Genomic DNA, 23,748 nt, shown 5'->3' on the forward strand with positions numbered 1-23,748 from the left:
CCCGCACTTAAGACTTGCTGAAGCCGCTCCTGATATATACAGTTAGACTGTATATATCAGGAGGGCGTATGTCACTAACCAACAAACTTGCAGTCTGTCGCTTTAACCATGAGGTGATTGAGGCCGGGGAACGTGAGGCATTTGATCAGCTTGTCGCCGCAAATTTTATCAACCGGTCGGCGACACCTGGGACTCCAAACGATCGTGAAAGTCTGTGGCGAACGTTTGATCAACTGCTCCGTCCGGCATTTTCCGGACTCACTGTCACTATTGAGGAACAGGTTGCTGAACGTGACTGGGTGACCACCCGAAAACGTATCTCGGGCATTCACAGCGGCACATTAATGGGTATCGCGCCCACCGGATTGACTGTGGCCATAGAGGTGATCGATATGGTTCGCCTGGAAAACGGTCAGTACGTTGAGCATTGGGGAATGAACACATTGAGCAACGTTATTGCCCAACTGCAGCAAACACAAAACCAGCCTTAAAGCAGTTTACGCAGCGCCTCAAGGCCTTTTTTCAGGTCTTGTTGTGCCTGCTCATCCAGCTTTGTCGTTATTTCATTAGCAATCCAGCTGGCGCGCCTTGCACGTGCGGCCATCAGTTGCTGGCTACCCGCGCCACTGAGCACCAGCAGCAACGCACGTGAATCCAGCTCGTTTTTTTGCCGCACCACATTGCCCTGTTGTTCCAGTTCATTAATGACCAGACGCATACTCTGGTGTTTAACACCGCGCAAACGTGCCAGGTCAGCAATTGATAGCGGGCCGTGGGTTTCCAGAAGTTCCAGGGTTTCATGCTGTGAATTACGCACCGTATCGGTGGCAACGCGAACCTGCCGCACAAAAGTGCTGACTACCTGGCGAAGTTCTTCAGCGAGAGTAAGTGGTATGCCCAACGGATTTTCCTGCATGTGATTTATTCCATGGGATATACGGTAAAGCAAGGCCGGACGTTTTACAAAGCATTGACGCCATGGCTGTTTGGCGGGGATTTGCGGTCTTAACCCGAAAATACGCTGCGCGCTTTTCGGGTTAGTGAACAGAAGTGCGGTTAAACAGATCCCTCTTTTTCGATCACCAGGACGCGGGCGGCTCCTTGTGGATGGGCTACGTGTTCTGTCCCCTCACTGGCATAGAAAATATCACCGGTATGCAGCGTCTTACTTTTTACCTCACCATTTTCTTTGTAGAGCATCTCGACGCAGCCATCCATCACAGCAAAAACTTCCTGTCCATCGTTGATGTGCCACTTGTACGGTTGATCGGTCCAGTGAAGCTTTACGCTGGTGTTATCAAAACTGGCAACCGGTAAAGATTCCCAGGCCTGAGAGCCAGTAAATTCTTTGCTGCTATAAAACTTCATTTTTTCCCCTGACATAAAAATGGATTCACTCCGTTCATGCAGGAGTAACAGACGGGATCGTCTGATTCAACACCTTCAACGTCTCTTGTCCGGATCTGTCACCGTTACGTCCGCATCACGCCCAGCCTGCCCCCGTGTCGGGAAGCAGGCTGTGATGGGTCATTCCCTGACGGGAAGAGGCCGGAACGCCTGCCTGATGTCCCAGACACTCTCCTTCTGGCCCACCGCAAGCGCAAACAGTACCCCGCCCACGATGGAGAACAGGCCGAGAACACTCCATGCCAGCGTCATATCGGTACCGCCACTCAGATGCTTCAGATACCCGGCCACCAGCGGGCCGCCAAACTGCCCGATGAAATTGCTGCATGCCCCCACAAATGCCACCGCTGGCACCGCTTTTTTCGTTGGCAGGATTTCAGTCAGCCGGACATAGACCAGCGGCACCAGCATCTTCATGGTCAGGCCGACAAACATGAACAGGACAATCTGCACCCAGTAGTAAGCCAGCGGAACAAAGGCGGCGGCCGACAGAGCAATTCCGCAAAAAACGGTAGGGATGGCCGCGTGCAGCCGCCGTTCCTGGTTGTACTTATCGGAACGCCGGGTGATATACCAGATACCGATCATGGTCATCAGGAAGGGTATGCCGCTTATCAGGCCAACCATAAATTCACTCAGCGTGCCGTAACCTTTGAGAGCCGTCGGCAGCCACAGCGTAAAGCCATACGCCAGCATGCTGTGCAGCGAATAGCCGATCAGCATCAGCCAGAGCGCGGGTATTTTCAGGATGGTCCACCATGGGTCAGATTTCTCTTTGACATAGCCCGACTGTTCCGCTGCCAGATCTTGCTGTATATGGTCCCGGTCTTCAGCGCTGAGCCAGCTTGCAGCCTGAATACTTTTGGGCACCAGATAAAACCAGATGATGCAGAACAACCACGCTGGTGCGCCTTCAATGATCATCATCATGCGCCAGTTATGATGCGCAAGAATCCAGCCAGAGATCGGACCGGCAAGAAACGCGCCCGCGCCGAGGCTGAGATTCCAGATACCGAAAGCACGTCCGCGCTCCCGCTTCATAAACCACTGCGCCAGAAACATCGCCGTTGCGGCCTGAATCGGCCCTTCCGCCAATCCGAGGAAGAAGCGGATGGCGACCAGTTCGCTGAAGCTACGCGTCAGGCCGGTCAGCATGGCGCAGGCACCAAACAGAAACAGGCTGACACCAATGATTCTTCTGGAACCAAAGCGCAGTGCCAGCCAGCCTGCGGTGAACTGCGTAGCGACATAACCCCAGGCAAATGCACCGCCGAGCCAGCCAGCTGCAACCGGGTCAAGCCCCATTTCGGCGGTAATATGGGGCAGCGCCATGCCGATATTGACCCGGTCGAAAAAAGAGAGGGTGTACATAATAAAGACGGCAGGTAATATTATTGTCCAGCGTTTTGTTCCGATAAGTGCATTACCTTTAAGAGTATTTTCTCTCATGATAATTTCCTCGTTTGGAGCAGATGTAGGGGGAAGCTGAATTAAGATCCTTTTAAATATCAGTCAGATATTTTTATTTATTATTTAGAAGCCAAGACAACTTAATGATTTCCACAACGCCTCCCGACAACACAGAGAGGCGAAGTAAGGCGATAATCCGGCAGGACTTATTCAGCCAGCGCGCGCATTTCTTTAATAAGGTCAGATTTGCCTTCAAAACCGATACCCGGCAGCTCCGGCATAATAATGTGGCCATCTTCCACCTTCACCGAATCCGGGAAGCCACCATAGGGCTGGAACAGATCCGGATAGCTTTCGTTGCCCCCCAGACCGAGACCTGCTGCGATGTTGAGGGACATCTGGTGGCCGCCGTGAGGAATGCAGCGTGACGGCGACCAGCCGAACTGTTCCAGCACATCCAGAGTGCGCAGGTACTCCACCAGACCGTACGAGAGCGCGCAGTCAAATTGCAGATAGTCACGATCCGGACGCATGCCGCCATAGCGCAGCAAATTGCGTGCATCCTGGTGAGAGAAAAGGTTTTCACCGGTCGCCATCGGACCCGGATAGAATTCTGACAACGCCGCCTGCAGGGAGAAATCCAGTGGATCGCCAACCTCTTCGTACCAGAACAACGGATACTCACGCAGCATTTTGGCGTAGACAATACCGGTTTCCAGATCGAAACGACCATTAGCGTCTACCGCGAGGCGCGCTTCGCTGCCAATCTCGTCCAGAACAGCCTCAATACGACGGCGGTCCTCTTCCAGCGACGCACCACCGATTTTCATTTTCACCACGTTATAACCACGGTTCAGATAACCACGCATTTCCTGACGGAGGGCGCTCAGGTCTTTGCCCGGATAATAGTAACCACCCGCCGCATAAACGAAGACGCGCGGATTGGCCTTTACGCCCTTCATTTCTGCCAGCAGGTGGAACAGCGGTTTGTCCGCGATTTTCGCGGTGGCATCCCAGATCGCCATGTCCAGCGTACCGACTGCCACTGAACGTTCCCCGTGGCCGCCGGGCTTTTCATTGCTCATCATCACGTCCCAGATTTTATGCGGATCCAGGTTGTCGCCTTTGGCATTCAGCAGGCTGCCCGGTTCGGCTTCCAGAATACGATTGCGGAAGCGTTCACGGATCAAACCGCCCTGACCGTAACGGCCATTGGAGTTAAATCCATACCCCACTACGCGGCGGCCACCCACCTCAACATCAGTCACAACGGCAACCAGGCTCGTCGTCATTTTGCTGAAATCGATGTACGCATTACGGATAGGGGAAGCAATGGGTTGGGTAATTTCTACAACATCCAGGATACGCATGTTCTCTCCTGCGGTTCTCAGTTAATGACCATCAGACTTAAGGGTTATGTCATGCCAGATAATTATGGGCATAATGCATCAACGTAGTATTCGAGGACGTCGGGGTCCTGTCTGATGCAATCCTAAGCAGTCAGGGCATTCTGTTCTAATGCCAAAGAGGCAGGCTGTAATGCAAAATCGGCATCACCTGGAGTTAACATGGCTTGAGGACTGCGTTGCGCTGGCGCAGTCACTGAATTTCTCCCGGGCAGCAGCTTCACGATATGTGACGCAGCCTGCATTCAGCCGCAGGATTGTTTCGCTTGAAGAGTGGTTGGGGACGCCGCTTTTTGAGCGCAACCGTCGCGGCGTCAGCCTGACGCGTGCGGGAGAAGTTTTCGTCACGCAGATCCCGGAACTTATCCGCGCGCTCTACACCCTGAGAAGCGAAGCCATCGAAGCGGCAGGAGAAACCCGGCCAGACGTTATTTTTTCCGCCACGCATTCCCTGTCGTTTTCATTTTTTCCGACGCTGATGCGTAACAACGAAAAAATTGCCCGCTTTGGATCCTTCCGCCTGTTATCTGACACGCTGAGTGCCTGTGAACGGATGATTGAAAAAGGTGACGCTCAGTTTCTGCTTTGCTACCACCACCCTCACATGCACATTAACCTCGATGATGCGAAATACCTCAGCGTGCGGCTTGGACGTGAAACATTATTGCCTTACGCAAAATGCGATCCGGCAACCCGACAGCCGCTGTGGCATGCCTCCGGCGGGAAAAAATTCCCTTTCCTCTCTTATTCTGCGGAATCTGGCCTGGGCAGGATCCTTGCGAATATCTCACAGGTAAACCGGGCCAGGCGCGGAATGGATATCGCCTTCACCGCCGATCTGGCGGCCACATTGCTGGCAATGGTCAGAGCCGGAGACGGTATCGCATGGCTGCCGGAAACACTCGCAGGTCCGGATGTCGAAGCCGGGACGATTGCCGCTGCGGCGGGCAAAGACAGCGCCCTGTGGGTGCCGATAGACATCAGGCTTTTTCGGCCAGCAGCGAGAATGTCCAGGGCCGTCGAGGAACTGTGGGAAATTTTTGTAGATGGTCAGGTCTAGCCTGAGCGTGGGTGTGCTGGGGCATGTTCCTTCAATGGGTACCGACCCTATAGGTATGCCCTATCAGCGTGATAGTTAGCATGATCACAATACCAGCATTTATTGTTAATCTGCTAATGGTTACTATGGTTATCATTATTCCATCGAAAGCAATCATGCTTTCAACCATACAAACCCAGGAATAAGACCATGAAAACTATCAAAGCAATGACCATCGCCGCCGCCGCCGCTCTTTCTCTGATGTCAGCAGCAAGCTTCGCCCAGAGCATCTCTGTTACCGCCGATACCCTGGACGGTGCTGAAGCACAGGTTGCCGCTCAGGCCGCACAGCATGGCGATCAGTATAAAATTACCGAAGCCAACACCAACAACCGTGTGCATATGACCGCAGAACTGTACAAATAACAGATGGTCGCAAAAGGAAGTGCCGGAAGAGGTCGCCCCCAGGGGCGGCCTTTTTCGCATCTGAGGCCGTTTTAACGCTTTTCACACGCCAAAAATAACGTCTGCTTCAGGGAAATTTATCTCTGCAACTTTCAGGCGAAAACGCCGCGCAAAATCCGGATTATTGGCGCAGCGCTGTTTGAGCAGCATCATCCGCTGGTTCCGCTGAGCCATTTCATCCTGATACACCCTTTCGATCTGCCCCTGTATTTCCAGATCCTCGTTGGGTGAAGGTTTGGTGATCGCTTTCCACCGGTAAATCTCTTCACGTGATGCTTTTACCGGACCATCGTTTTGCGCTTCAAGTTTCGCCATAAGATTTTCGTAATTCTTGCGGGCTAACGGCGGCATGGCATCACGACGGATGTCGCGCTCCGTTTCCGATACCAGAGCTTCAAGCAACATCTGCTCGGTGCTGATGGCAGACTTAAAGTCAGCCAGTGCCTTCTGCTTCGTACTGGCAATGTCAACGAAACGGTCCAGCGCGCTCACTCCGTCAGCAATGGCACTGAGGTGTTGGGACAGGCTTTTGCGTGGTGCTGCTGACTGCGGTCTGGCTGGTCGGGTATAGCGTGGCATCTCCACCATGGCAGCTTTGACCTGGCTGATGGCCTGGTCGGGAGTGTTGAAAACCACTTTCGCCGGGATGCGCAACACCCTGTAGCCCTCCCCAACGGAAAACGCATCCCGGATGCGATCGCGCTCCTTCTGCTCCGGGGACGAGTGCCACGCGGCACCGTCAATCTCAATCACCTGACGACCATTCGCCACAAAATCAAAACGGTAGTTCCCTACACTTACCTGCATTTCCAGTGTTAGTGTGGGGGAGATTAATTTTCCGTTATCCGGTGTGAGATTAAACGCGGTAACCATCGCACGAAGGAACTGCTCTTCAGCGGGTGACTCACAGCCTGCGCAGAATTTGCTGAGCCAGTCCTCATCGCCCGCTTTCACATCACGCCAGGTGGGCCCAGGTGGAACGCTGATGACTGACTGGGCCATCAGATCTTCATAGATAGTCCATATCAGCCAGCCAATGACCAGCAGCATAAATGGAAAGAAGAAGCAGACGGGTAACAGCACCGCAATAATCCCGACGCGGCGCCAGATGGTTTTATTTTTATTATCCTGCACAACTACACCCCTGTTGTCGTAAATACATTTATCGTTGCTTATTTTTATGCCTCTGCAATGGGCATTTTCACACTTCAATAATATTCCCGCTGGCATTATCACAGACATGCGTTTGAATATGGAGAGTTTTATGGCTCAATAATATCCTCCCCCCTGCTTACGAGGTGAGGATTACATCCACTACGCATTCAGTATCCGGAGCGAAGCTTTCGATGCGTTTGCTGAGCATCTGAAATCGTCGGGTGTTACGGAGTGGAAAACAAATAAAAGCGAAGGGAAATCGATCTATTTTTTCGATCCGGATGGACACAAGCTGGAAGTTCATGACGGGGATTTGGAGAGCCGACTCAGCGCCTGCACGGCTCATCCGTATGAGGGAATGGAATTTTTCTAGTCTGACGGGGCCGGGCGTAACAACAAAAACATCATAGCTGACAGGGGAAGATCAGTGGTCAAGCTGTGACAGATCGTCTTCGGTCAGACCGGTCATTTCCATCACTTCGCTGCGGTCCATACCGTTCAGCAGCATAGTGCGGGCCACTTGAAGTTTACCTTTCTTAATACCCATCTCAATGCCCTTCTGTTCAAGCTGTTGAGCAATAGTCATCCGTTTGACCTCGCGTTTCGGCACTCGCGGTATCCGTTCGCCTGTAAATTCCATGAATACTCCCGATAGTGAGGCAAGATAGGGATTAGTGCTTAATCCGCGACAGCTGTTCTTCGGTCAGACCGGTCATTCTCATAACGGTGCTACGGTCCATACCGTCCAGCAACATATTACGGGCAACTTTCTCGATTCCGCGTTGTTCACCGAGCTGGATGCCCTTCTGTTTAACGCTGTTCCGCGATAGTCATCAGTTCGTCCTTGTGTTTCGGCACTCGTGGTGTCCGCTAGCTAGCTAGGGTGWRACATCCTCCGGATTCTTAATCCCTAAACCCTCAGATGCAGAACGAAGTGCCTCATCCTGCATGATGACGGTCAGGGACATTGTCATGCCTGTTAAGGATCTCATCTCTTAACACGCAGGCTCTGAAGTTGTTGGTGCCCGAACCCGGAATCGAACCAGGGACACGGGGATTTTCAATCCCCTGCTCTACCGACTGAGCTATTCGGGCAACGGGGCGCATTAAACCCTAATGGCTTACGATCGTCAACGGCTTTCGCGAAAAAACCGGAGGAAACGTGATTGATTGCCTGCTTTTCAGGCAGAACGGCCAAAATCGTCAGGATAGCGCGCCGTTCTTGCGGCACAGCGCGATGCTCAACACGTCTTCAGCCAGATGGCGCGCCATCGCGACATCATGCACGTTACGCTTCACCAGCAGCTTGCTCAGGCAGCCTTCGAGAATCAACTCCATCTGATCGGCAACCATTGGCGGGTTATCCAGCTCAAGATTGACCAGAATCTCGTGGGTAAACTGCCAGGAGGCGCGTTTCTGCTGTTCTGCCAGCTGATGAACCGGCTGATCGGGCTGCGGATAGAAGCTACAGGCAGCAATAAACAGGCAACCGGGGAAACGCCCTTTGCTGACGTGCTCCGCCAGCACTTCGTAGCGTGCCAGCAGTTTTTCCGCACCTGTCAGATGCTCGTTGAGCTGCACCTGGCGTCGCCAACTATCAATCTGCTGGGCGTGGTAGCGCAGGGCGTCATACAGCAGGGCATCACGATCCGGCCAGTAGCGTTGTAATTGCTGAGGCGATAGACCGGTTTCTCCGGCCAGCTGTTGCAGCGAGGTGGTTGCGGCGAGGCCGCTCTGTTCAAGCACATTTAACGCATGCTCGAGTATCTGTTCACGTTGCAAGTGACTCTCCTCTGGTATGCGGCCCGTTCGGTAAGCGAACGGGCGGTGTCATGCCCAGTGTCGTTTAACGCGGCAGATTGTGCAAATGCGCGCGAAATTCATCGGCGCTCAGGAAGCCGGTCACGCGGGAGTTGGGGATTTCTTTACCTTGCGCATCGAAGAACAAAATGGTGGGTAAGCCCAGCACCTGCAAATGCTGTAGCAGGGCGTTGTCCTGCGCGCTATTGGCGGTGACGTTCGCCTGCAACAACTGCACCTGACTCAGGTCGTTGCGCACCTTGTCGTCGCTAAAGGTATATTTCTCAAACTCTTTACAGGCGACGCACCAGTCAGCATACAGATCAACCATGGTCACGCGTCCCTGGGCCTGTTGCAGCGCGCTATCCAGTTGCTGGCTGCTGGCAATCGGCTGGAATGGCAGGTGCGCAACAGTTTGTACCTGGCTGCTGCCGAACGCCCAATCCTGTATGGGACGGACCGACACCAGCGCCGCGGCCAGCAGCACAATTTGAGCGATGCGCCATTTCCCCTGCAAACCCAGGCTCAGGCGGAATGCCCAGGCAAAGAACGCCACGCCGAGCAGGCTCCACAGGCGCATGCCCCACACGTCACCCACCACGCGTTCCAGCAGGAACACCGGCAGCGCGAGGATGACAAAACCAAAACCTTCTTTAACGCTTTGCATCCAGGGGCCGCTTTTCGGCAGCAATTTATTGCCGAACAGCGTAACGGCAATCAGCGGCAGACCCATACCGAAGGCGTACAGCCACAAGGTACCGGCACCGGCCAGCAGATTGCCGCTTTGCGCGATATACAGCAGGATGGCGCTAAGCGGTGCGGTGGTGCAGGGGGAACAAATCAGCCCCGCCAGCGCGCCCATCATAAATACCCCTGGCAGCGATCCACCCTGGTGGCGGTTGCTCCACAGTGTCAGACGCGTTTGCAGGCTGGCGGGCAATTGCAGGGTAAACAGGCCAAACATCGACAGCGCCAGCACGATAAACAGCAGCGAGAGCGCAATCAGTACATAAGGGTGCTGCAACGCCGCCTGGAAGCGTAAACCCGCCGCCGCGACCACTACCCCGAGCAGGGTGTAGGTCAATGCCATGCCCTGCACATACACCATCGCCAGAGCAAACAGCCGTCCCAGCGAGAAGCGACGCGGTCCGCCGAGAATAATGCTGGAGATAAGCGGATACATCGGCAGCACGCAGGGCGTAAAGGCGACGCCAATACCAATCAGCAGTGCCCACAACGGTGAGAACGGCAGCGGCGTAGCCTGGTGGCCCGGTTGGGCGCTCACCGCCGGGGCGGCGTTATTGGCCGCCACGGCATTCAGCGGCACGGAACGTGTTTCCGGCGGATAGCAGAAACCGGCGGCAGCACAGCCCTGATAAGTGACCGTCAGGCTGGCACCTGCGCTGGCCTGATGCAGGGTTATCGGCAGTTGTAAATCCTGCGGGTAGATTTCACTTTTGCCATAGAACTCATCTTCATGAGGTTGACCCTGTGGCAGCACCAGCGGTGCCAGCTGGGCCTTTTGCGGCGTGATGTGAATTTGCTGACGATAAAGGTAATAGCCGGATTTCACTTTCCAGCTCAGCGTCAGTTGATTGCCCTGCTGGCTGAAATCGAAGCCGAAGGCCTGGTCAACCGGCACAAAGCGGCTGTTGTTATTGGGCGAAAAAATAGATGCCTGCGCTGACAGGCTGATAAACAGCGCCAGGCAGATGCCGATCAGGCGAGAGATGCGTGCAACCATGACAAGTATTCACTGTCTCCATGTTGTACCGGCAGCGCCAGCAATTCCGGCACATCATAAGGATGCGCCGCTTTAAGCAAATCCATCAGCGCCTGCTGATGTTGGGTGTCGCACTTCAGCAACATCTGAACTTCGCTGGCCTGCTCCAGTTTGCCTTCCCAGACATAAAACGAGGTGGCACCTGGCAACAGCGTGACACAGGCTGCCAGTTTCGCGGCGAGCGCGCTGGCGGCCAGTTGTTCAGCAATGACCTGGTTCGGGGCCGTGCACAGCACGACGACCGCAGAATGGATGCTCATCGGCAGGCTCCGGTGGCGAAAGGGTGGATGATAACACGGCCTGATAAACACAAGGTTTACAGGATGTAACCGCGTTACAGGATCAGGCCGCCAAGCAGGAAGCCAAACAGCACCGAGAGAGCGATAGCCAGCACCCCTGGCACGATAAAGGAGTGATTAAACACATACTTGCCAATGCGTGTGGAACCGGTGTCGTCCATTTCCACCGCGGCCAGCAGGGTGGGGTAAGTCGGCAGCACAAACAGGGCTGAGACCGCGGCGAATGAGGCGATGGCGGCATGGGGAGAGACCCCCAGCAGCAGCGCGGCAGGCATCAGCGCCTTGGTGGTGGCGGCCTGCGAATACAGCAGGGTGGCAGCAAAGAACAGCACCAGCGCCAGCATCCACGGGTAGCTTTGCAGCATATCGCCCGCCAGGGTCTGAATGTTATTGAGGTGCGCTTTGACAAAGGTATCGCCCAGCCAGGCGACACCCATCACGCAGATACAGGCGCTCATGCCGGATTTGAAAGTGCTGGCGCTGAGGATCTCCCCGGTATCGATTTTGCAGGTCAGACAAATCAGCGTCGCTATGGTCAGCATAAACACCACGATGGCTTCATTGCGCGGCAGCACCGGGTGGGCAATCAGCCCAACGCTGTCGCTGATGGCGGTGGCGTACAGCACCACGGCGGCAATGCCAATCAGAAATAGCAGGACGGAACGTTTCGCTCCGGGTTTGAGGTTAAACACCTGTGCACCGCGTAACGTCACTTCCCCCTTCGCCAGCCGGGCCTGGTAGACTTCATCGTCTTTCAGTTCCTTACCAAGGAAATTGGTCACCATGGCGGCGCAGAAGATCGCCAGCATCGTCGAGGGCACCGCGACGCCGAGCAGAGCCAGATAACTGACGCCACGCGGTTCCAGCAGCGAGGCAAAAAACACCACGGCGGCCGAAATCGGTGAGGCGGTAATCGCAATCTGCGACGCCACCACGGCGATGGCCAGCGGGCGCGAAGGGCGCACACCTTGTTCTTTCGCCACTTCCGCAATCACCGGCAGCGTCGAGAAAGCGGTGTGCCCGGTGCCCGCCAGCAAGGTCATCAGATACGTTACCAGCGGGGCCAGCAGGGTCACGTAGCGCGGATGGCGGCGCAGCAGGCGCTCGGCCAGACTCACCAGATAATCCATGCCGCCTGCCACCTGCATAGCCGCAATCGCGGCGATCACCGCCATGATGATTTCAATGACATCGAAGGGGATGGCGCCGGGTTTCATACCGAAAAACAGCGTCAGCACCAGCACGCCGAGACCCCCGGCGAAACCAATGCCGATCCCGCCGAGACGCGCACCCAGCCAGATCGCCAGCAGGACGATCAATAATTCCACTACCACCATCTTTTTCACTCCCTGAAATGCGACATCTGTTAGTTGTAGTCGCCAAAAAAAAGCACGCCCGCATTTTATACGGGCGTGCTTACGACAACGTGATCCAGAATGGATTATTGTTCGTTTTCGTCGGTGTAGCGGCGGGCTTTATAGGCCGGGAACATCAGGTTCTGAATGGAGAAAATATCGTCCAGTTCGGCTTCGGTGAGCAGGCCACGTTCCAGCACCACTTCACGGACGCTTTTACCGGTTTCGGCACAGATTTTCCCGACGATGTCACCGTTGTGGTGGCCGATGTACGGGTTAAGGTAAGTCACGATACCGATTGAGTTGAACACGTAGGCTTCACACACCGCTTTGTTGGCGGTGATGCCATTCACGCATTTCTCCAGCAGGTTGTAACAGGCGTTGGTCAGGATGCTGATGGATTCAAACAGCGCCTGGCCGATGACCGGCTCCATCACGTTGAGCTGCAACTGGCCCGCTTCGGCGGCCATGGTCACCGTGGTGTCGTTGCCAATCACTTTGAAGCACACCTGGTTAACCACTTCCGGCACCACCGGGTTGACTTTGGCAGGCATGATGGATGAACCAGCCTGTAATTCAGGCAGGTTGATCTCGTTCAGGCCAGCGCGTGGACCCGATGACAGCAGGCGCAGGTCGTTACAGATTTTCGACAGTTTCACCGCCAGGCGTTTCAGCGATGAATGCACCATGACGTAAGCACCGCAGTCTGAGGTGGCTTCAATCAGATCTTCCGCCGGGACCACCGGCAGGTTGCTGACTTCCGCCAGACGCTGCACAGCCAACTGCTGGTAGCCGTCAGGCGTGTTCAGACGTGTACCGATGGCGGTTGCGCCAAGGTTCACTTCCAGCAACAGTTCCGCCGTACGCAGGACGCTGCGCGTCTCTTCATTCAGCAGCACGTTGAACGCATGGAACTCCTGGCCGAGGGTCATCGGCACGGCATCCTGCAACTGGGTACGGCCCATCTTCAGAATATTTTCGAACTCGACCGCTTTGCGCTGGAAGCCTTCACCCAGTTGATTGATAGCATCAATCAGTTTCAGGATGGAGGTGTAAACGGCAATGCGGAAGCCGGTGGGGTAAGCATCGTTGGTAGACTGACACTTATTCACGTGATCGTTAGGGTTCAGATACTGGTAGTCACCTTTGTGGTGTCCCATCAGTTCCAGACCGATGTTGGCCAGCACTTCGTTGGTGTTCATGTTGACGGAGGTACCGGCACCGCCCTGGTAGACGTCAACCGGGAACTGGTCCATGCATTTGCCATTGTTCAGTACCTCATCGCAGGCCTGAATAATGGTATTGGCGATATTGCGCGGGATGGTTTGCAGCTCTTTATTAGCAAGGGCGGCGGCTTTCTTTACCATCACCATACCGCGAACGAATTCGGGTATGTCACTGATTTTACTGTTACTGATATAGAAATTTTCAATCGCACGCAGAGTATGAACACCGTAGTAGGCGTCGGCAGGTACTTCACGCATGCCTAGCAGGTCTTCTTCGATACGAATGTTGTTCGCCATGATTACCTTCTTATTATTGCTGCTGAGTGGCTGCCGGGCGTACTCTGAGGCGATCAGATTCGGACGGCGAGTCACGTGCAGGTGATGCAATTATATTGTCGTGGAATACCAGCGCCGACATTTTATCCATCTTCGGTCTGGCGAGCACGATCATATTCTGTCATTCCAGAAAAGCCTGTGCACAGATCACTTTACGGGGTTTTGCAGACGTACCGGTAATAACGATACGTGATGTTTGTCACAATTTTAACCCGGCTGGAAAAATTCGGCAGGATCGGTTGAAAACAGCGGTCCGGATGACCATCTCTTTTTATACGGTCCCTCTGACCATCCCATTCTGCTGCCTGGCATGAAGCGAGGTAGCCCTAACTCACAGGAGATATCGGTGCGCTGGTTACCGTTTGTGATTTTTTTTGTACTGGCCTGGATTGAGATCACGCTTTTCATCAAGGTCGCGCATGTGCTGGGCGTGCTGCTCACTATGCTGCTGGTGATTTTCACCTCCTGTATCGGGGTGTCACTGGTAAAAAATCAGGGTGTGAAAAACTTCATGCTGATGCAGGAGAAGCTGGCGCGTAACGAAAGCCCGGCCGCTGAGATGGTGAAAAGCGTCTCGCTGATTATTTCCGGCTTTCTGCTGCTGTTACCGGGTTTTTTCACCGATTTCCTTGGTCTGTTACTACTGCTGCCGCCGGTGCAGAAACACCTGACGCTGAAACTGATGCCGCATTTGCGGGTCTGGCGGGGGCCGGGAGCCGGGCCGGATAGTGGCTTTACCGTCGATGGCGAGTATGAGCGTAAAGACAGTGACCGTATCGGTCACGACAAAGACCAGTAATAAATATCAAAGGCGGCGCAAGCCGCCTTTTTTGTCGGGAATTTCGCCATCTGTTACAGAAACGAAAATTTTTTCTATTTTCCCCCTTGAAACGCTTCGAAGTCACCCTAATCTCTTCCACCACGAGGCCGGAAGCCATGTAGCCCGGCGTTCAACCCTTAACTGAATGATTGGACTTTCTAAAGGAGAGCTATCACATGTCAATTCGTCCGTTACACGACCGCGTGATCGTCAAGCGTAAAGAAGTTGAAGCAAAATCAGCTGGCGGCATCGTCCTGACCGGTTCTGCGGCAGGCAAATCAACCCGTGGTGAAGTGGTTGCGGTAGGTAAAGGCCGTATCCTGGAAAACGGCAACATCCTGCCACTGGATGTCAAAGTGGGCGACGTTGTGATTTTCAATGAAGGTTACGGTGCAAAAACCGAGAAAATCGACAACGAAGAAGTCCTGATCATCTCTGAAAGCGACATTCTGGCAATTGTTGAAGCGTAATTTTTACGCGTAATTCACTGAACGAAACGAATTTAAGGGATATTTGAAATGGCAGCTAAAGACGTAAAATTCGGTAATGACGCACGCGTAAAAATGCTACGTGGCGTGAACGTACTGGCAGATGCAGTAAAAGTTACCCTGGGCCCGAAAGGCCGTAACGTGGTTCTGGATAAATCTTTTGGTGCACCGACCATCACCAAAGATGGTGTTTCTGTTGCGCGTGAAATCGAGCTGGAAGACAAGTTCGAAAACATGGGTGCGCAGATGGTGAAAGAAGTTGCCTCTAAAGCGAACGACGCAGCAGGCGACGGCACCACCACCGCGACCGTACTGGCACAGGCTATCGTTAACGAAGGCCTGAAAGCCGTTGCGGCTGGCATGAACCCGATGGACCTGAAGCGTGGTATCGACAAAGCGGTTATCGCTGCTGTTGAGCAGCTGAAAGCGCTGTCTGTTCCGTGCTCTGATTCCAAAGCGATTGCTCAGGTTGGTACCATTTCTGCTAACTCCGATGAAAGCGTCGGTACCCTGATCGCTCAGGCGATGGAAAAAGTGGGTAAAGAAGGCGTTATCACCGTTGAAGAAGGTACCGGTCTGCAGGACGAGCTGGACGTGGTTGAAGGTATGCAGTTCGACCGTGGCTACCTGTCTCCGTACTTCATCAACAAGCCGGAAACCGGTGCTGTTGAACTGGAAAGCCCGTTCATTCTGCTGGCTGACAAGAAAATCTCTAACATCCGCGAAATGCTGCCGGTGCTGGAAGCGGTTGCCAAAGCTGGCAAACCGCTGCTGATCATCGCTGAAGACGTGGAAGGCGAAGCGCTGGCAACGCTGGTGGTCAACACCATGCGTGGCATCGTGAAAGTAGCTGCGGTGAAAGCACCGGGCTTCGGCGACCGTCGTAAAGCGATGCTGCAGGATATCGCTATCCTGACTGGCGGTACCGTGATCTCTGAAGAGATCGGTATGGAGCTGGAAAAAGCGGCACTGGAAGATCTGGGCCAGGCAAAACGCGTTGTGATCAACAAAGACACCACCACCATCATCGACGGTGTGGGTGACGAAGTGGCTATCTCTGGTCGCGTGACGCAGATTCGTCAGCAGATCGAAGAAGCGACTTCTGACTACGACAAAGAAAAACTGCAGGAGCGTGTAGCGAAACTGGCAGGCGGCGTGGCCGTGCTGAAAGTGGGTGCCGCAACTGAAGTTGAAATGAAAGAGAAGAAAGCTCGCGTTGAAGATGCCCTGCACGCGACCCGTGCTGCGGTAGAAGAAGGCGTGGTTGCTGGTGGTGGTGTTGCCCTGGTGCGCGTTGCTGCTGAGCTGACTGAGCTGACTGGCCAGAACGAAGACCAGAACGTCGGTATCAAAGTTGCGCTGCGCGCGATGGAAGCTCCGCTGCGTCAGATCGTATCTAACGCCGGTGAAGAGCCGTCTGTGGTTGCCAACAACGTGAAAGCGGGTGACGGTAACTACGGTTACAACGCGCAGACCGAAGAATACGGCAACATGATCGACTTCGGTATCCTGGATCCGACCAAAGTAACCCGTTCTGCTCTGCAGTACGCGGCTTCTGTGGCGGGTCTGATGATCACCACCGAATGTATGGTTACTGACCTGCCGAAAGGCGACGCACCTGACTTAGGCGGCGGCGCTGGCGGTATGGGTGGCATGGGCGGTATGGGCGGCATGATGTAATCGCCCCCCGGCTGCTTTTGTTATCTGAGAACCCCTGATCGGAGACGGTCAGGGGTTTTTCTTTTGCTGGCGAAAGGGTATAAGTAAGGGCGCAATACTTCGGCTTTCCGGGTTAGGGCAATGAATGTTCAGAAAAAATACGCGTTTTTTCTGCTACGCTGCCGCCCGACACAGATGATAATAAATGGGGATTACAATGCGGATTAACCTCTTGCTCGGACTGGCAGTCGGTAGCTTACTGCTGGCGGGCTGCACCAGCTCAAATCAACTGAGTGCCGGCGGCGAGCGCGTGACCTTCGTCGATCAGCAGCCGGGCAGCCAATGTCAGCTGCTGGGAAATGTCACCGGTTCACAGAGTAACTGGCTGAGCGGTTCTGGCGGTGAGGGCAGTTCATTGCGCGGTGCAGCTAACGACCTGCGTAACCGTGCAGCGGAAATGGGTGGCAACACCATTTACGGCGCAACCAGCCCAACGCAGAATCTGCTGTCTGCATTTGCCCCGCTCGACAGCAAAATGACTGGCCAGGTTTACAAGTGCCCATAAGGGTATCGTTGTAAAAAAAGCCGCTGATGCGGCTTTTTTTATTGGCAGATTTATTCCTGGCGTAGCTGCAAATCCAGCGGGGTTTTGCTGGGTTCGCCACCAATCTCACGGGCCAGCTTCGGCACCATATAACCCGACACCATGGTCAGCAGCTCGCGCACCAGCGCACGGGCTTCATCGTCCGGCACAAAGAAATGTGCGGCTCCCTGCACCTTGTCCAGCACATGCAGGTAATAAGGCAGGATACCGGCATCGAACAAGGCATTGCTGAGGTCGGCCAGACAGCGCGCATTATCGTTAACGCCGCGCAGCAGCACACTCTGGTTCAGCAGGGTGACGCCCGCCCGTTTCAGCATCTGCATGCCATAACGCAGTTCATCATCGATCTCCTGCGCATGGTTGATATGGCTCACCAGCAGCACCTGCAGGCGCGTATCGGCCAGCAGCTGGCACAATCCCTCGGTAATACGCGCCGGGATGACCACCGGCAAACGGCTGTGAATGCGTAAGCGCTTCAGATGCGGAATTTTTTCCAGCGCATCAACCAGCCACGCCAGTTCGTGATCCTTCGCCATCAACGGATCGCCACCCGAGAAGATGATTTCATCCAGCTCCGGATGGTCCGCAATATAATCAATCGCTGCCTGCCAGTTACGTTTGTTGCCCTGATTATCCTGATAAGGAAAATGGCGGCGGAAGCAGTAGCGACAGTTGACCGCACAACCGCCTTTTACCAATAACAGTGCGCGGTTTCTATACTTATGCAGTAAACCCGGCACCACGCTGCTTTGCTCATCAAGCGGGTCGGTGCTGTAACCTGGCGCATCATTGAATTCCTGACGGCTGGTTAACACTTGCAGCAGAAGCGGGTCCTGAGCATCGCCTGTTTTCATGCGCTGAATAAACGCCCGTGGCACCCGCAGGGCAAAAAGTCGCCTTGCATCAGCGCCTTCGGCCAATTCCGCATGGCGTTCGAGAGCTAAAAGTTGCAGTAATTCAGCAGGATCGGTGACAACATCAGCAAGTTGCTGCAACCAATCTTCTCTGGAAGGGGGATTTAGGGTTACAATGTGTGCCATTTTTTTGGCTATTACCAGTTCAATATTTACAGAGGGCCTTTATGGCGACTTATCTTAGCAACGATTTTCGTTCCGGTCTTAAAATCATGTTCGAAGGCGAGCCGTATTCCATCGAATCCAGTGAGTTTGTTAAGCCGGGTAAAGGCCAGGCATTCGCACGCGTAAAAATGCGTCGTCTGCTGACCGGGTCTCGCGTTGAGAAAACCTTCAAATCAACCGACTCTGCCGAAGGCGCAGACGTTGTTGATATGACCCTGCAGTATTCTTACAACGACGGTGACTTCTTCTACTTCATGCACCCGGAAAGCTTCGAACAGTATCAGGTTGAATCTAAGGTACTGGAAGACGTGCAGAAGTGGCTGCAGGACAACGCAGATTGTATCGTTACCCTGTGGAACAACAAAGCCATTGCTGTTCAGCCGCCGAACTTTATCGAAGCTGAAGTTATCGAAACCGATCCAGGCCTGAAAGGTGATACCGCAGGTACTGGCGGTAAGCCGGCTACTCTGGCAACTGGCGCAGTGGTTAAAGTGCCGTTGTTCGTACAGATTGGCGAAGTGGTTAAAGTGGACACCCGCTCTGGCGAATACGTTTCTCGCGTAAAATAATCGTCACATCAGGCGCATCCTTCGATGCGCCTTTTTTTTAAGTGAGTTCAGAATAATGAAAAAGCTGGCAAAATTCGTCGCCTTTGCGTTGCTGGTCTCCTCGGCATTGAGTGCCTGCAACACCTTTCACGGCTTTGGTGAGGATGTCTCCCATTTGGGTGGCGCTATCTCACGTGCTGCTAAGTAAGCGCCAGGACAACGCCTTTTTCTGTGGCTGACGCCGCAGCGTTGCGTATAAGGACTATGCTTTAGAAGCTGTACTTTTACTGCAACCAAAAAGGATATTGTCATGTTAAAGAAAAGTATTGTCGCGATTTTCTCGGTATTGATCCTTTCCACCCTGCTTTCTGCCTGCAACACCACCCGTGGTGTAGGGGAAGACGTAGAAGCAGGTGGCAAGGCGATTCAACGCACCGCACAGTAAGGTCCGACCGGTGCGGAACGCGCTTTCGTACCGGCTTTTCATCCCATATCTGCTTTGTCTCAAATGTCTTCTCCTCCTGCCCGTACGGCTTTTAAACCTCCTTACCCTGTGGTGATATGGAAAGTTCTCGTGACCGGTAAGCGCTATGGCGTTGTTTGCCCTTGCCATTACGGGTAGACTTCCACCCCTTATCTGTATAAGGAGTCATCAACATGAGCGAAACGGCAAGCTGGCAGCCGAGCGCACCCATTGCCAATTTGTTGAAACGTGCCGCTATCATGGCGGAAATTCGACGTTTCTTTGCCGATCGCGGCGTGCTGGAGGTCGATACCCCGGCGATGAGCCAGGCGACCATTACTGACATCCATCTGGTACCATTCCAGACGCGTTTTGTTGGCCCCGGTGCCAGCGAAGGGCGTGATCTCTGGCTGATGACCAGCCCGGAATACCATATGAAGCGCCTGCTGGCGGCGGGCAGTGGTCCGATTTACCAGATGGGTCGTTGCTTCCGTAATGAGGAAGCCGGACGTCACCACAACCCTGAATTCACCATGCTGGAGTGGTATCGCCCGCACTACGACATGTATCGCCTGATGAATGAAGTCGACGATCTGCTGCAACAGGTGCTGGAGTGCGATAGCGCAGAATCCCTGTCATATCAGCAGGCGTTTATTCGCCATCTGGAACTGGACCCGTTATCCGCAGATAAAGCGCAGTTGCGTGAAGCGGCGGAAAAACTGGGTGATGGTGAGCTGGCGCGTGATGAAGAAGATCGCGACACGCTGTTGCAGCTGCTGTTTATGCTGGGCGTCGAGCCGAAAATTGGTATCGATAAGCCGACGTTTGTCTACCACTTCCCGGCCAGCCAGGCGGCACTGGCTGAGATCAGCACCGAAGATCACCGCGTCGCGGAACGTTTTGAGGTGTATTACAAAGGGGTGGAGCTGGCGAACGGTTTCCGTGAGTTAACCGACAGCCGCGAGCAACGTCAGCGCTTTGAGCAGGATAATCGCCGTCGTGCGGCGCGTGGTCTGCCACAGCACCCCATCGACACCAACCTGCTGGATGCACTGGCGCACGGTATGCCTGCCTGTTCTGGCGTGGCACTGGGCGTGGATCGTCTGATTATGCTGGCGCTGAAAGCCGACTCGTTGAGTGAGGTTATTGCTTTCCCGGTTGGCATTAGCTGACAGCCATGTGGGCGTTGCAACGCCCACACTTAATTACTGCTTTGCGGGAACTCTTCGATTGTCACGGGCAGCGTCATTTTCTGTTCATTACGCAGAATCTGCACATCAATCACCGAGCCGGGGCGAATTTCGGCGACCTGATCCATGGTTTCCTGGGCCGAAACAGCCGGTTTACCATTGACGCTCAGCAGTACATCGTTGGCCTGAAGTCCGGCGCGGTCGGCGGGGCCACCTGGCGCGACTTCGCTGACAATAATGCCCTGCACGCGATCGAGGGTACTGCCCTGACTGTGTAGCGGCGGCAGTTCACGTCCGGTAATGCCAATATAACCGCGGATCACCCGGCCATCACGAATCAGCTTATCCATGATTTTGGTTGCCAGTACGGTAGGAATGGCAAAACCAATCCCTTCTGGCGTCTCGCCATCGTTACTTTTATCAAACGTCAGGGTGTTGATGCCCATCAGCTCACCGAGTGAGTTGATCAGTGCACCACCGGAGTTACCCTGGTTGATTGAGGCATCAGTTTGCAGGAAGTTCTGGCGACCGGAGGAACTGAGGCCGACGCGGCCCGTGGCGCTGATGATGCCCTGGGTTACCGTCTGACCAAGGTTGTATGGGTTACCGATCGCCATCACCACATCGCCGATATGCGGCACGCGGTTGGGGTTGATCGGAATCACCGGCAGATTTGATGCGCTGATTTTCAGCACTGCCAGATCGGTCATCGCGTCGGAACCGACCAGCGTCGCTTCAAAGAACCGGCCATCCTGTAAGGCGACGATAATCTGATCGGCATTATTGATGACATGCTTATTGGTAAGGATGTAGCCTTTGCCGTTCATGATCACGCCGGAACCCAGCGTGGTAATGCCGCGATTGTTATTACCATGCGCGCTGCGGTTATAGACGTTGACTACCGCAGGCACAGCACGACGCACACCCGGATTAAAGCTGAAGGGTGCCTCATCATTGCTGTTGTCATGTTCAATCAGGGCACTGGTGCCCATACGGAGTGTTGGGATCGCTGCCAGCAAAATACCCGCAACGATCAGGCCCATCACCACAGAACGCAAAAGTTTAAGAAACATGGTGTTAGTTTAAGCCGGATAAGATCGCAGGGCAGAATAGCATGAGAAAGGCGGACAAACACCTGCTTGTCCGCCAGTTGTGATGATTATCGTAAGAGCAGGTAAATACTGTCTTCGCCGCGCACCACATTCAGTGCCAGTACCGGCGGTTTCGTATCCAGCACTTTGCGCATTTCCGCCAGGCTTTCCACCCGGCTGCGGTTCACGCCGACAATCACATCATCTTTCTGCAGACCCACCTGTTCAGCCGGTGTGCCTTTCTCGATGGCGTCAACTTTCACCCCTTTATCACCCGTTTTGGTATTGCCATCGCTCAGGGTTGCGCCCTGTAATGCCGGTGACAGCAGCTGGGCACTGGCGGTGGTTTGCGCACTCTGATCCAGCGTGACGTTAATGGTGATCGGTTTGCCATCGCGCAACAGGCCAAGTTTCACCTGCTGGCCCGGAGGCGTGGTACCAATTTTCACCCGCAGTTCGGCAAAGCTGGTAATGGCTTTGTCATTCACTGAGGTGATGATATCGCCAGCCTTAATCCCCGCTTTTTCTGCTGCGGATTTCGGTAGCACTTCAGAAACGAAGGCACCACGCTGCGCATCGACGTTAAATGCCTTCGCCATATCGGCGGTCATTTCCGTCCCTTTGATGCCCAACTGTCCACGTCGCACTTCGCCGAACTGAATCAGCTGCTGTGCCAGGTTCATCGCCATATTGCTCGGGATAGCAAAGCCGATACCGATATTGCCGCCGCTGGAGGCCAGAATCGCGGTGTTGATACCGATCAGCTCGCCATTGAGATTGACCAGCGCGCCACCGGAGTTGCCACGGTTAATGGCGGCATCAGTCTGGATAAAGTTTTCCAGACCTTCGAGATTGAGGCCGCTGCGACCCAGTGCCGAGATGATGCCAGAGGTGGCAGTCTGACCAAGGCCAAACGGGTTACCGATGGCAACGGCGAAGTCACCCACTCTGAGGGTATCGGAATCGGCAATTTTCACCTGGGTCAGGTTTTTCGCGCCCTGTATCTGAATCAGCGCAATATCGGTCTGCTCATCATGACCAATCAGTTTGGCGTCATACTCGTTGCCATCGCTCAACTGAACGCTGATTTTGTCCGCACCATTCACCACATGATTGTTGGTCAGCACATAGCCTTTGGCGGCGTCAATGATAACGCCAGAGCCAAGCCCTTCAAAAGGCTGAGGTTGCTGGTTTTGTCCCGGCAACTGACCAAAAAAGCGTTTCAGTGGCTCAGGCAGATCCTGCCCCTGCGCGGCGGTTTCGGTGCCTTCCACATGCACACTGACCACTGCCGGTAACACTTTTTCCAGCATCGGTGCCAGGCTCGGCAGTGCCTGCCCCTGAATTTGCGCCGGGAGAGTTGCCAGTGCGTTTGGCGCGGCGGCCAGACTCATCCCAATGCTCAAGGCTAATGCGCTTAACAGTCGTGCTTGTTTTTTCATTGCTACAACGCTCTCGCTGCGAAAAGGGGATTAAAAAAGTGTGACAGTTGTTTGGGGTAAGGGTTCGACAAACAAAAAGGGCACAGCGTCGCTGTGCCCCAAAAAGATTAATTACGCGGTGCGCGTTCGCCGCCACGTAACAGGCCGGATGCGCCATCAGAATAGTCGCGCGGGATTTGCACCGGCGCCTGATCGTTATCGGCTTCCGCTTCCGTCAGCTGATAGGCAAACGGATTTTTCTCGCCTGGCAGATTCGGCAGCAGGTCGTTAGAACCTTTCGCCATATGCTGATACAGCTGGCGGTAATCACGCGCCATGTTATCGAGCAGTTCTGCGCTGCGCGCGAAGTGGTTGGTCAGCTCTTCGCGGTAATCCGCCAATTCAGCCTTGGATTTTTCCAGTTCGTACTGCATGGTGCGCTGTTCGCGCAGTTTTTTGTTGCCAAAACGCACAGCGACTGCGCCGACAATAATGCCAATCACTAAACCAATCAGCCCGTATTCCCAGGTCATAATGACTCCCGTGTAATTTCCGTTGCTTCGTAGGGCATTGCTTCTGTTTCAACTTCAATAGTAGCCACTATACCCGTTAATCTATTGGAAGTGGAACTCTGGAGCGGCATCGCTTAGTGTAGAGCGGCCTAATTTTCGACAACCGACACATGAATCGGACTTTTTCAGGGA

Annotated in this window: 25 protein-coding genes, 1 tRNA gene and 3 pseudogenes; 12 read left to right on the forward strand and 17 right to left on the reverse strand. The window is 54.2% G+C overall.

The annotated features are described in order from the left end of the window. Positions 1-68 precede the first annotated feature (68 nt). Complete coding sequence (locus HA50_RS02205; RefSeq protein ID WP_084872086.1) at positions 69-491, forward strand: ester cyclase; 423 nt, start codon at positions 69-71, stop codon at positions 489-491. On the opposite strand, the gene HA50_RS02210 is transcribed toward HA50_RS02205, so the two are convergent. The 4 genes from HA50_RS02210 to HA50_RS02225 all read right to left on the reverse strand — a co-directional run bounded on the left by HA50_RS02210 (position 488) and on the right by HA50_RS02225 (position 4,187). Then, entirely contained in the window at positions 488-901 is a 414-nt protein-coding gene (locus HA50_RS02210) for a MarR family winged helix-turn-helix transcriptional regulator (RefSeq protein WP_244193556.1), read from the reverse strand. The two genes, HA50_RS02205 and HA50_RS02210, sit on opposite strands and share 4 nt — an antisense overlap. A 155-nt stretch (positions 902-1,056) precedes the next feature. Next, positions 1,057-1,368 (reverse strand): cupin domain-containing protein, encoded by a 312-nt coding sequence (locus HA50_RS02215; protein ID WP_084872091.1) that lies wholly within the window; start codon positions 1,366-1,368, stop codon positions 1,057-1,059. Between the two features lie 159 nt (positions 1,369-1,527). Further along, entirely contained in the window at positions 1,528-2,856 is a 1,329-nt protein-coding gene (locus tag HA50_RS02220; protein ID WP_084872092.1) for an MFS transporter, read from the reverse strand. Positions 2,857-3,023: 167 nt separating this feature from the next. After that, positions 3,024-4,187 carry a mandelate racemase/muconate lactonizing enzyme family protein gene (locus HA50_RS02225; RefSeq protein WP_084872094.1) on the reverse strand — a complete coding sequence of 388 codons (1,164 nt, stop codon included), beginning with the start codon at positions 4,185-4,187 and terminating at the stop codon, positions 3,024-3,026. 169 nt (positions 4,188-4,356) lie between these two features. Between HA50_RS02225 and HA50_RS02230 the strand changes: the two genes are divergently transcribed. Together HA50_RS02230 and HA50_RS02235 are read left to right on the forward strand one after the other, a co-directional pair. Continuing rightward, positions 4,357-5,283: a LysR family transcriptional regulator gene (locus HA50_RS02230; protein WP_084872096.1), complete on the forward strand. Its 927-nt coding sequence runs from the start codon at positions 4,357-4,359 to the stop codon at positions 5,281-5,283. 189 nt (positions 5,284-5,472) lie between these two features. After that, the gene (locus HA50_RS02235; protein ID WP_084872098.1) at positions 5,473-5,688 is read left to right on the forward strand and encodes a YdgH/BhsA/McbA-like domain containing protein; all 216 of its coding nucleotides are present in this window, start codon (positions 5,473-5,475) and stop codon (positions 5,686-5,688) included. 81 nt (positions 5,689-5,769) lie between these two features. On the opposite strand, the gene HA50_RS02240 is transcribed toward HA50_RS02235, so the two are convergent. Further along, positions 5,770-6,600 carry an endonuclease domain-containing protein gene (locus HA50_RS02240; protein ID WP_276515514.1) on the reverse strand — a complete coding sequence of 277 codons (831 nt, stop codon included), beginning with the start codon at positions 6,598-6,600 and terminating at the stop codon, positions 5,770-5,772. 430 nt (positions 6,601-7,030) lie between these two features. Here HA50_RS02240 and HA50_RS31660 point away from each other — a divergent pair. Then, positions 7,031-7,255 (forward strand): annotated as a pseudogene (locus HA50_RS31660) (VOC family protein); the annotation flags it as partial. A 51-nt stretch (positions 7,256-7,306) separates the two neighbouring features. On the opposite strand, the pseudogene HA50_RS02250 reads toward HA50_RS31660, so the two are convergent. The 8 genes and pseudogenes from HA50_RS02250 to aspA form a co-directional block, all read right to left on the reverse strand. Continuing rightward, positions 7,307-7,495: pseudogene (locus tag HA50_RS02250) on the reverse strand (ISNCY family transposase); the annotation flags it as partial. Between the two features lie 58 nt (positions 7,496-7,553). Beyond that, a pseudogene (locus tag HA50_RS31665) lies at positions 7,554-7,743 on the reverse strand (ISNCY family transposase); the annotation flags it as partial. Positions 7,744-7,901: 158 nt separating this feature from the next. Continuing rightward, positions 7,902-7,977 (reverse strand) — tRNA-Phe (locus HA50_RS02260). A 108-nt stretch (positions 7,978-8,085) separates the two neighbouring features. Then, positions 8,086-8,664, reverse strand: a complete 579-nt coding sequence (gene dicD / locus HA50_RS02265) for a division control transcriptional repressor DicD (RefSeq protein ID WP_084872102.1) — start codon at positions 8,662-8,664, stop codon at positions 8,086-8,088. A gap of 64 nt (positions 8,665-8,728) precedes the next feature. Next, positions 8,729-10,426 (reverse strand): protein-disulfide reductase DsbD, encoded by a 1,698-nt coding sequence (locus HA50_RS02270; RefSeq protein ID WP_084872104.1) that lies wholly within the window; start codon positions 10,424-10,426, stop codon positions 8,729-8,731. Further along, positions 10,402-10,725, reverse strand: coding sequence for a divalent cation tolerance protein CutA (gene cutA / locus HA50_RS02275; protein WP_084872106.1), 324 nt, complete (start codon positions 10,723-10,725; stop codon positions 10,402-10,404). The genes HA50_RS02270 and cutA overlap by 25 nt, the downstream gene beginning before the upstream one ends. A gap of 74 nt (positions 10,726-10,799) precedes the next feature. Next, positions 10,800-12,101, reverse strand: coding sequence for an anaerobic C4-dicarboxylate transporter (locus HA50_RS02280; RefSeq protein ID WP_084872107.1), 1,302 nt, complete (start codon positions 12,099-12,101; stop codon positions 10,800-10,802). A 104-nt stretch (positions 12,102-12,205) separates the two neighbouring features. Then, positions 12,206-13,642, reverse strand: coding sequence for an aspartate ammonia-lyase (gene aspA / locus HA50_RS02285; protein ID WP_084872109.1), 1,437 nt, complete (start codon positions 13,640-13,642; stop codon positions 12,206-12,208). Positions 13,643-14,027: 385 nt separating this feature from the next. On the opposite strand from aspA, the gene HA50_RS02290 reads away from it, so the two are divergent. The 4 genes from HA50_RS02290 to HA50_RS02305 all read left to right on the forward strand — a co-directional run bounded on the left by HA50_RS02290 (position 14,028) and on the right by HA50_RS02305 (position 17,213). After that, positions 14,028-14,480, forward strand: coding sequence for an FxsA family protein (locus HA50_RS02290; RefSeq protein WP_208617275.1), 453 nt, complete (start codon positions 14,028-14,030; stop codon positions 14,478-14,480). A 197-nt stretch (positions 14,481-14,677) separates the two neighbouring features. After that, positions 14,678-14,971, forward strand: a complete 294-nt coding sequence (locus HA50_RS02295) for a co-chaperone GroES (RefSeq protein WP_013507632.1) — start codon at positions 14,678-14,680, stop codon at positions 14,969-14,971. Between the two features lie 48 nt (positions 14,972-15,019). Further along, positions 15,020-16,669: a chaperonin GroEL gene (groL, locus tag HA50_RS02300; protein WP_084872114.1), complete on the forward strand. Its 1,650-nt coding sequence runs from the start codon at positions 15,020-15,022 to the stop codon at positions 16,667-16,669. A gap of 196 nt (positions 16,670-16,865) precedes the next feature. Then, positions 16,866-17,213, forward strand: a complete 348-nt coding sequence (locus HA50_RS02305; protein ID WP_084872116.1) for a DUF4156 domain-containing protein — start codon at positions 16,866-16,868, stop codon at positions 17,211-17,213. A gap of 50 nt (positions 17,214-17,263) precedes the next feature. Here the strand turns inward: HA50_RS02305 and epmB are convergent, their stop codons facing one another. Then, positions 17,264-18,292 (reverse strand): EF-P beta-lysylation protein EpmB, encoded by a 1,029-nt coding sequence (gene epmB, locus HA50_RS02310; RefSeq protein ID WP_084872118.1) that lies wholly within the window; start codon positions 18,290-18,292, stop codon positions 17,264-17,266. A gap of 41 nt (positions 18,293-18,333) precedes the next feature. Between epmB and efp the strand changes: the two genes are divergently transcribed. The 4 genes from efp to epmA all read left to right on the forward strand — a co-directional run bounded on the left by efp (position 18,334) and on the right by epmA (position 20,514). Continuing rightward, entirely contained in the window at positions 18,334-18,900 is a 567-nt protein-coding gene (gene efp / locus HA50_RS02315; RefSeq protein WP_084872120.1) for an elongation factor P, read from the forward strand. 55 nt (positions 18,901-18,955) lie between these two features. Beyond that, entirely contained in the window at positions 18,956-19,087 is a 132-nt protein-coding gene (locus tag HA50_RS02320) for an entericidin A/B family lipoprotein (protein ID WP_013507637.1), read from the forward strand. 102 nt (positions 19,088-19,189) lie between these two features. Further along, complete coding sequence (locus tag HA50_RS02325; RefSeq protein ID WP_084872122.1) at positions 19,190-19,324, forward strand: entericidin A/B family lipoprotein; 135 nt, start codon at positions 19,190-19,192, stop codon at positions 19,322-19,324. Between the two features lie 212 nt (positions 19,325-19,536). Then, a complete protein-coding gene (gene epmA / locus HA50_RS02330) occupies positions 19,537-20,514 on the forward strand; it encodes an elongation factor P--(R)-beta-lysine ligase (RefSeq protein ID WP_084872124.1) in 978 nt (325 codons plus the stop codon). A gap of 29 nt (positions 20,515-20,543) precedes the next feature. On the opposite strand, the gene degS is transcribed toward epmA, so the two are convergent. The 3 genes from degS to zapG form a co-directional block, all read right to left on the reverse strand. Next, positions 20,544-21,605 (reverse strand): outer membrane-stress sensor serine endopeptidase DegS, encoded by a 1,062-nt coding sequence (degS, locus tag HA50_RS02335; protein ID WP_084872126.1) that lies wholly within the window; start codon positions 21,603-21,605, stop codon positions 20,544-20,546. Positions 21,606-21,691: 86 nt separating this feature from the next. Further along, the gene (gene degQ / locus HA50_RS02340; protein WP_084872127.1) at positions 21,692-23,065 is read right to left on the reverse strand and encodes a serine endoprotease DegQ; all 1,374 of its coding nucleotides are present in this window, start codon (positions 23,063-23,065) and stop codon (positions 21,692-21,694) included. Positions 23,066-23,172: 107 nt separating this feature from the next. Next, positions 23,173-23,577 carry a Z-ring associated protein ZapG gene (zapG, locus tag HA50_RS02345; RefSeq protein WP_084872129.1) on the reverse strand — a complete coding sequence of 135 codons (405 nt, stop codon included), beginning with the start codon at positions 23,575-23,577 and terminating at the stop codon, positions 23,173-23,175. Between the last annotated feature and the right edge of the window lie 171 nt (positions 23,578-23,748).

The sequence above is a fragment of the Pantoea cypripedii genome (assembly GCF_002095535.1).
Taxonomy (GTDB): domain Bacteria; phylum Pseudomonadota; class Gammaproteobacteria; order Enterobacterales; family Enterobacteriaceae; genus Pantoea; species Pantoea cypripedii.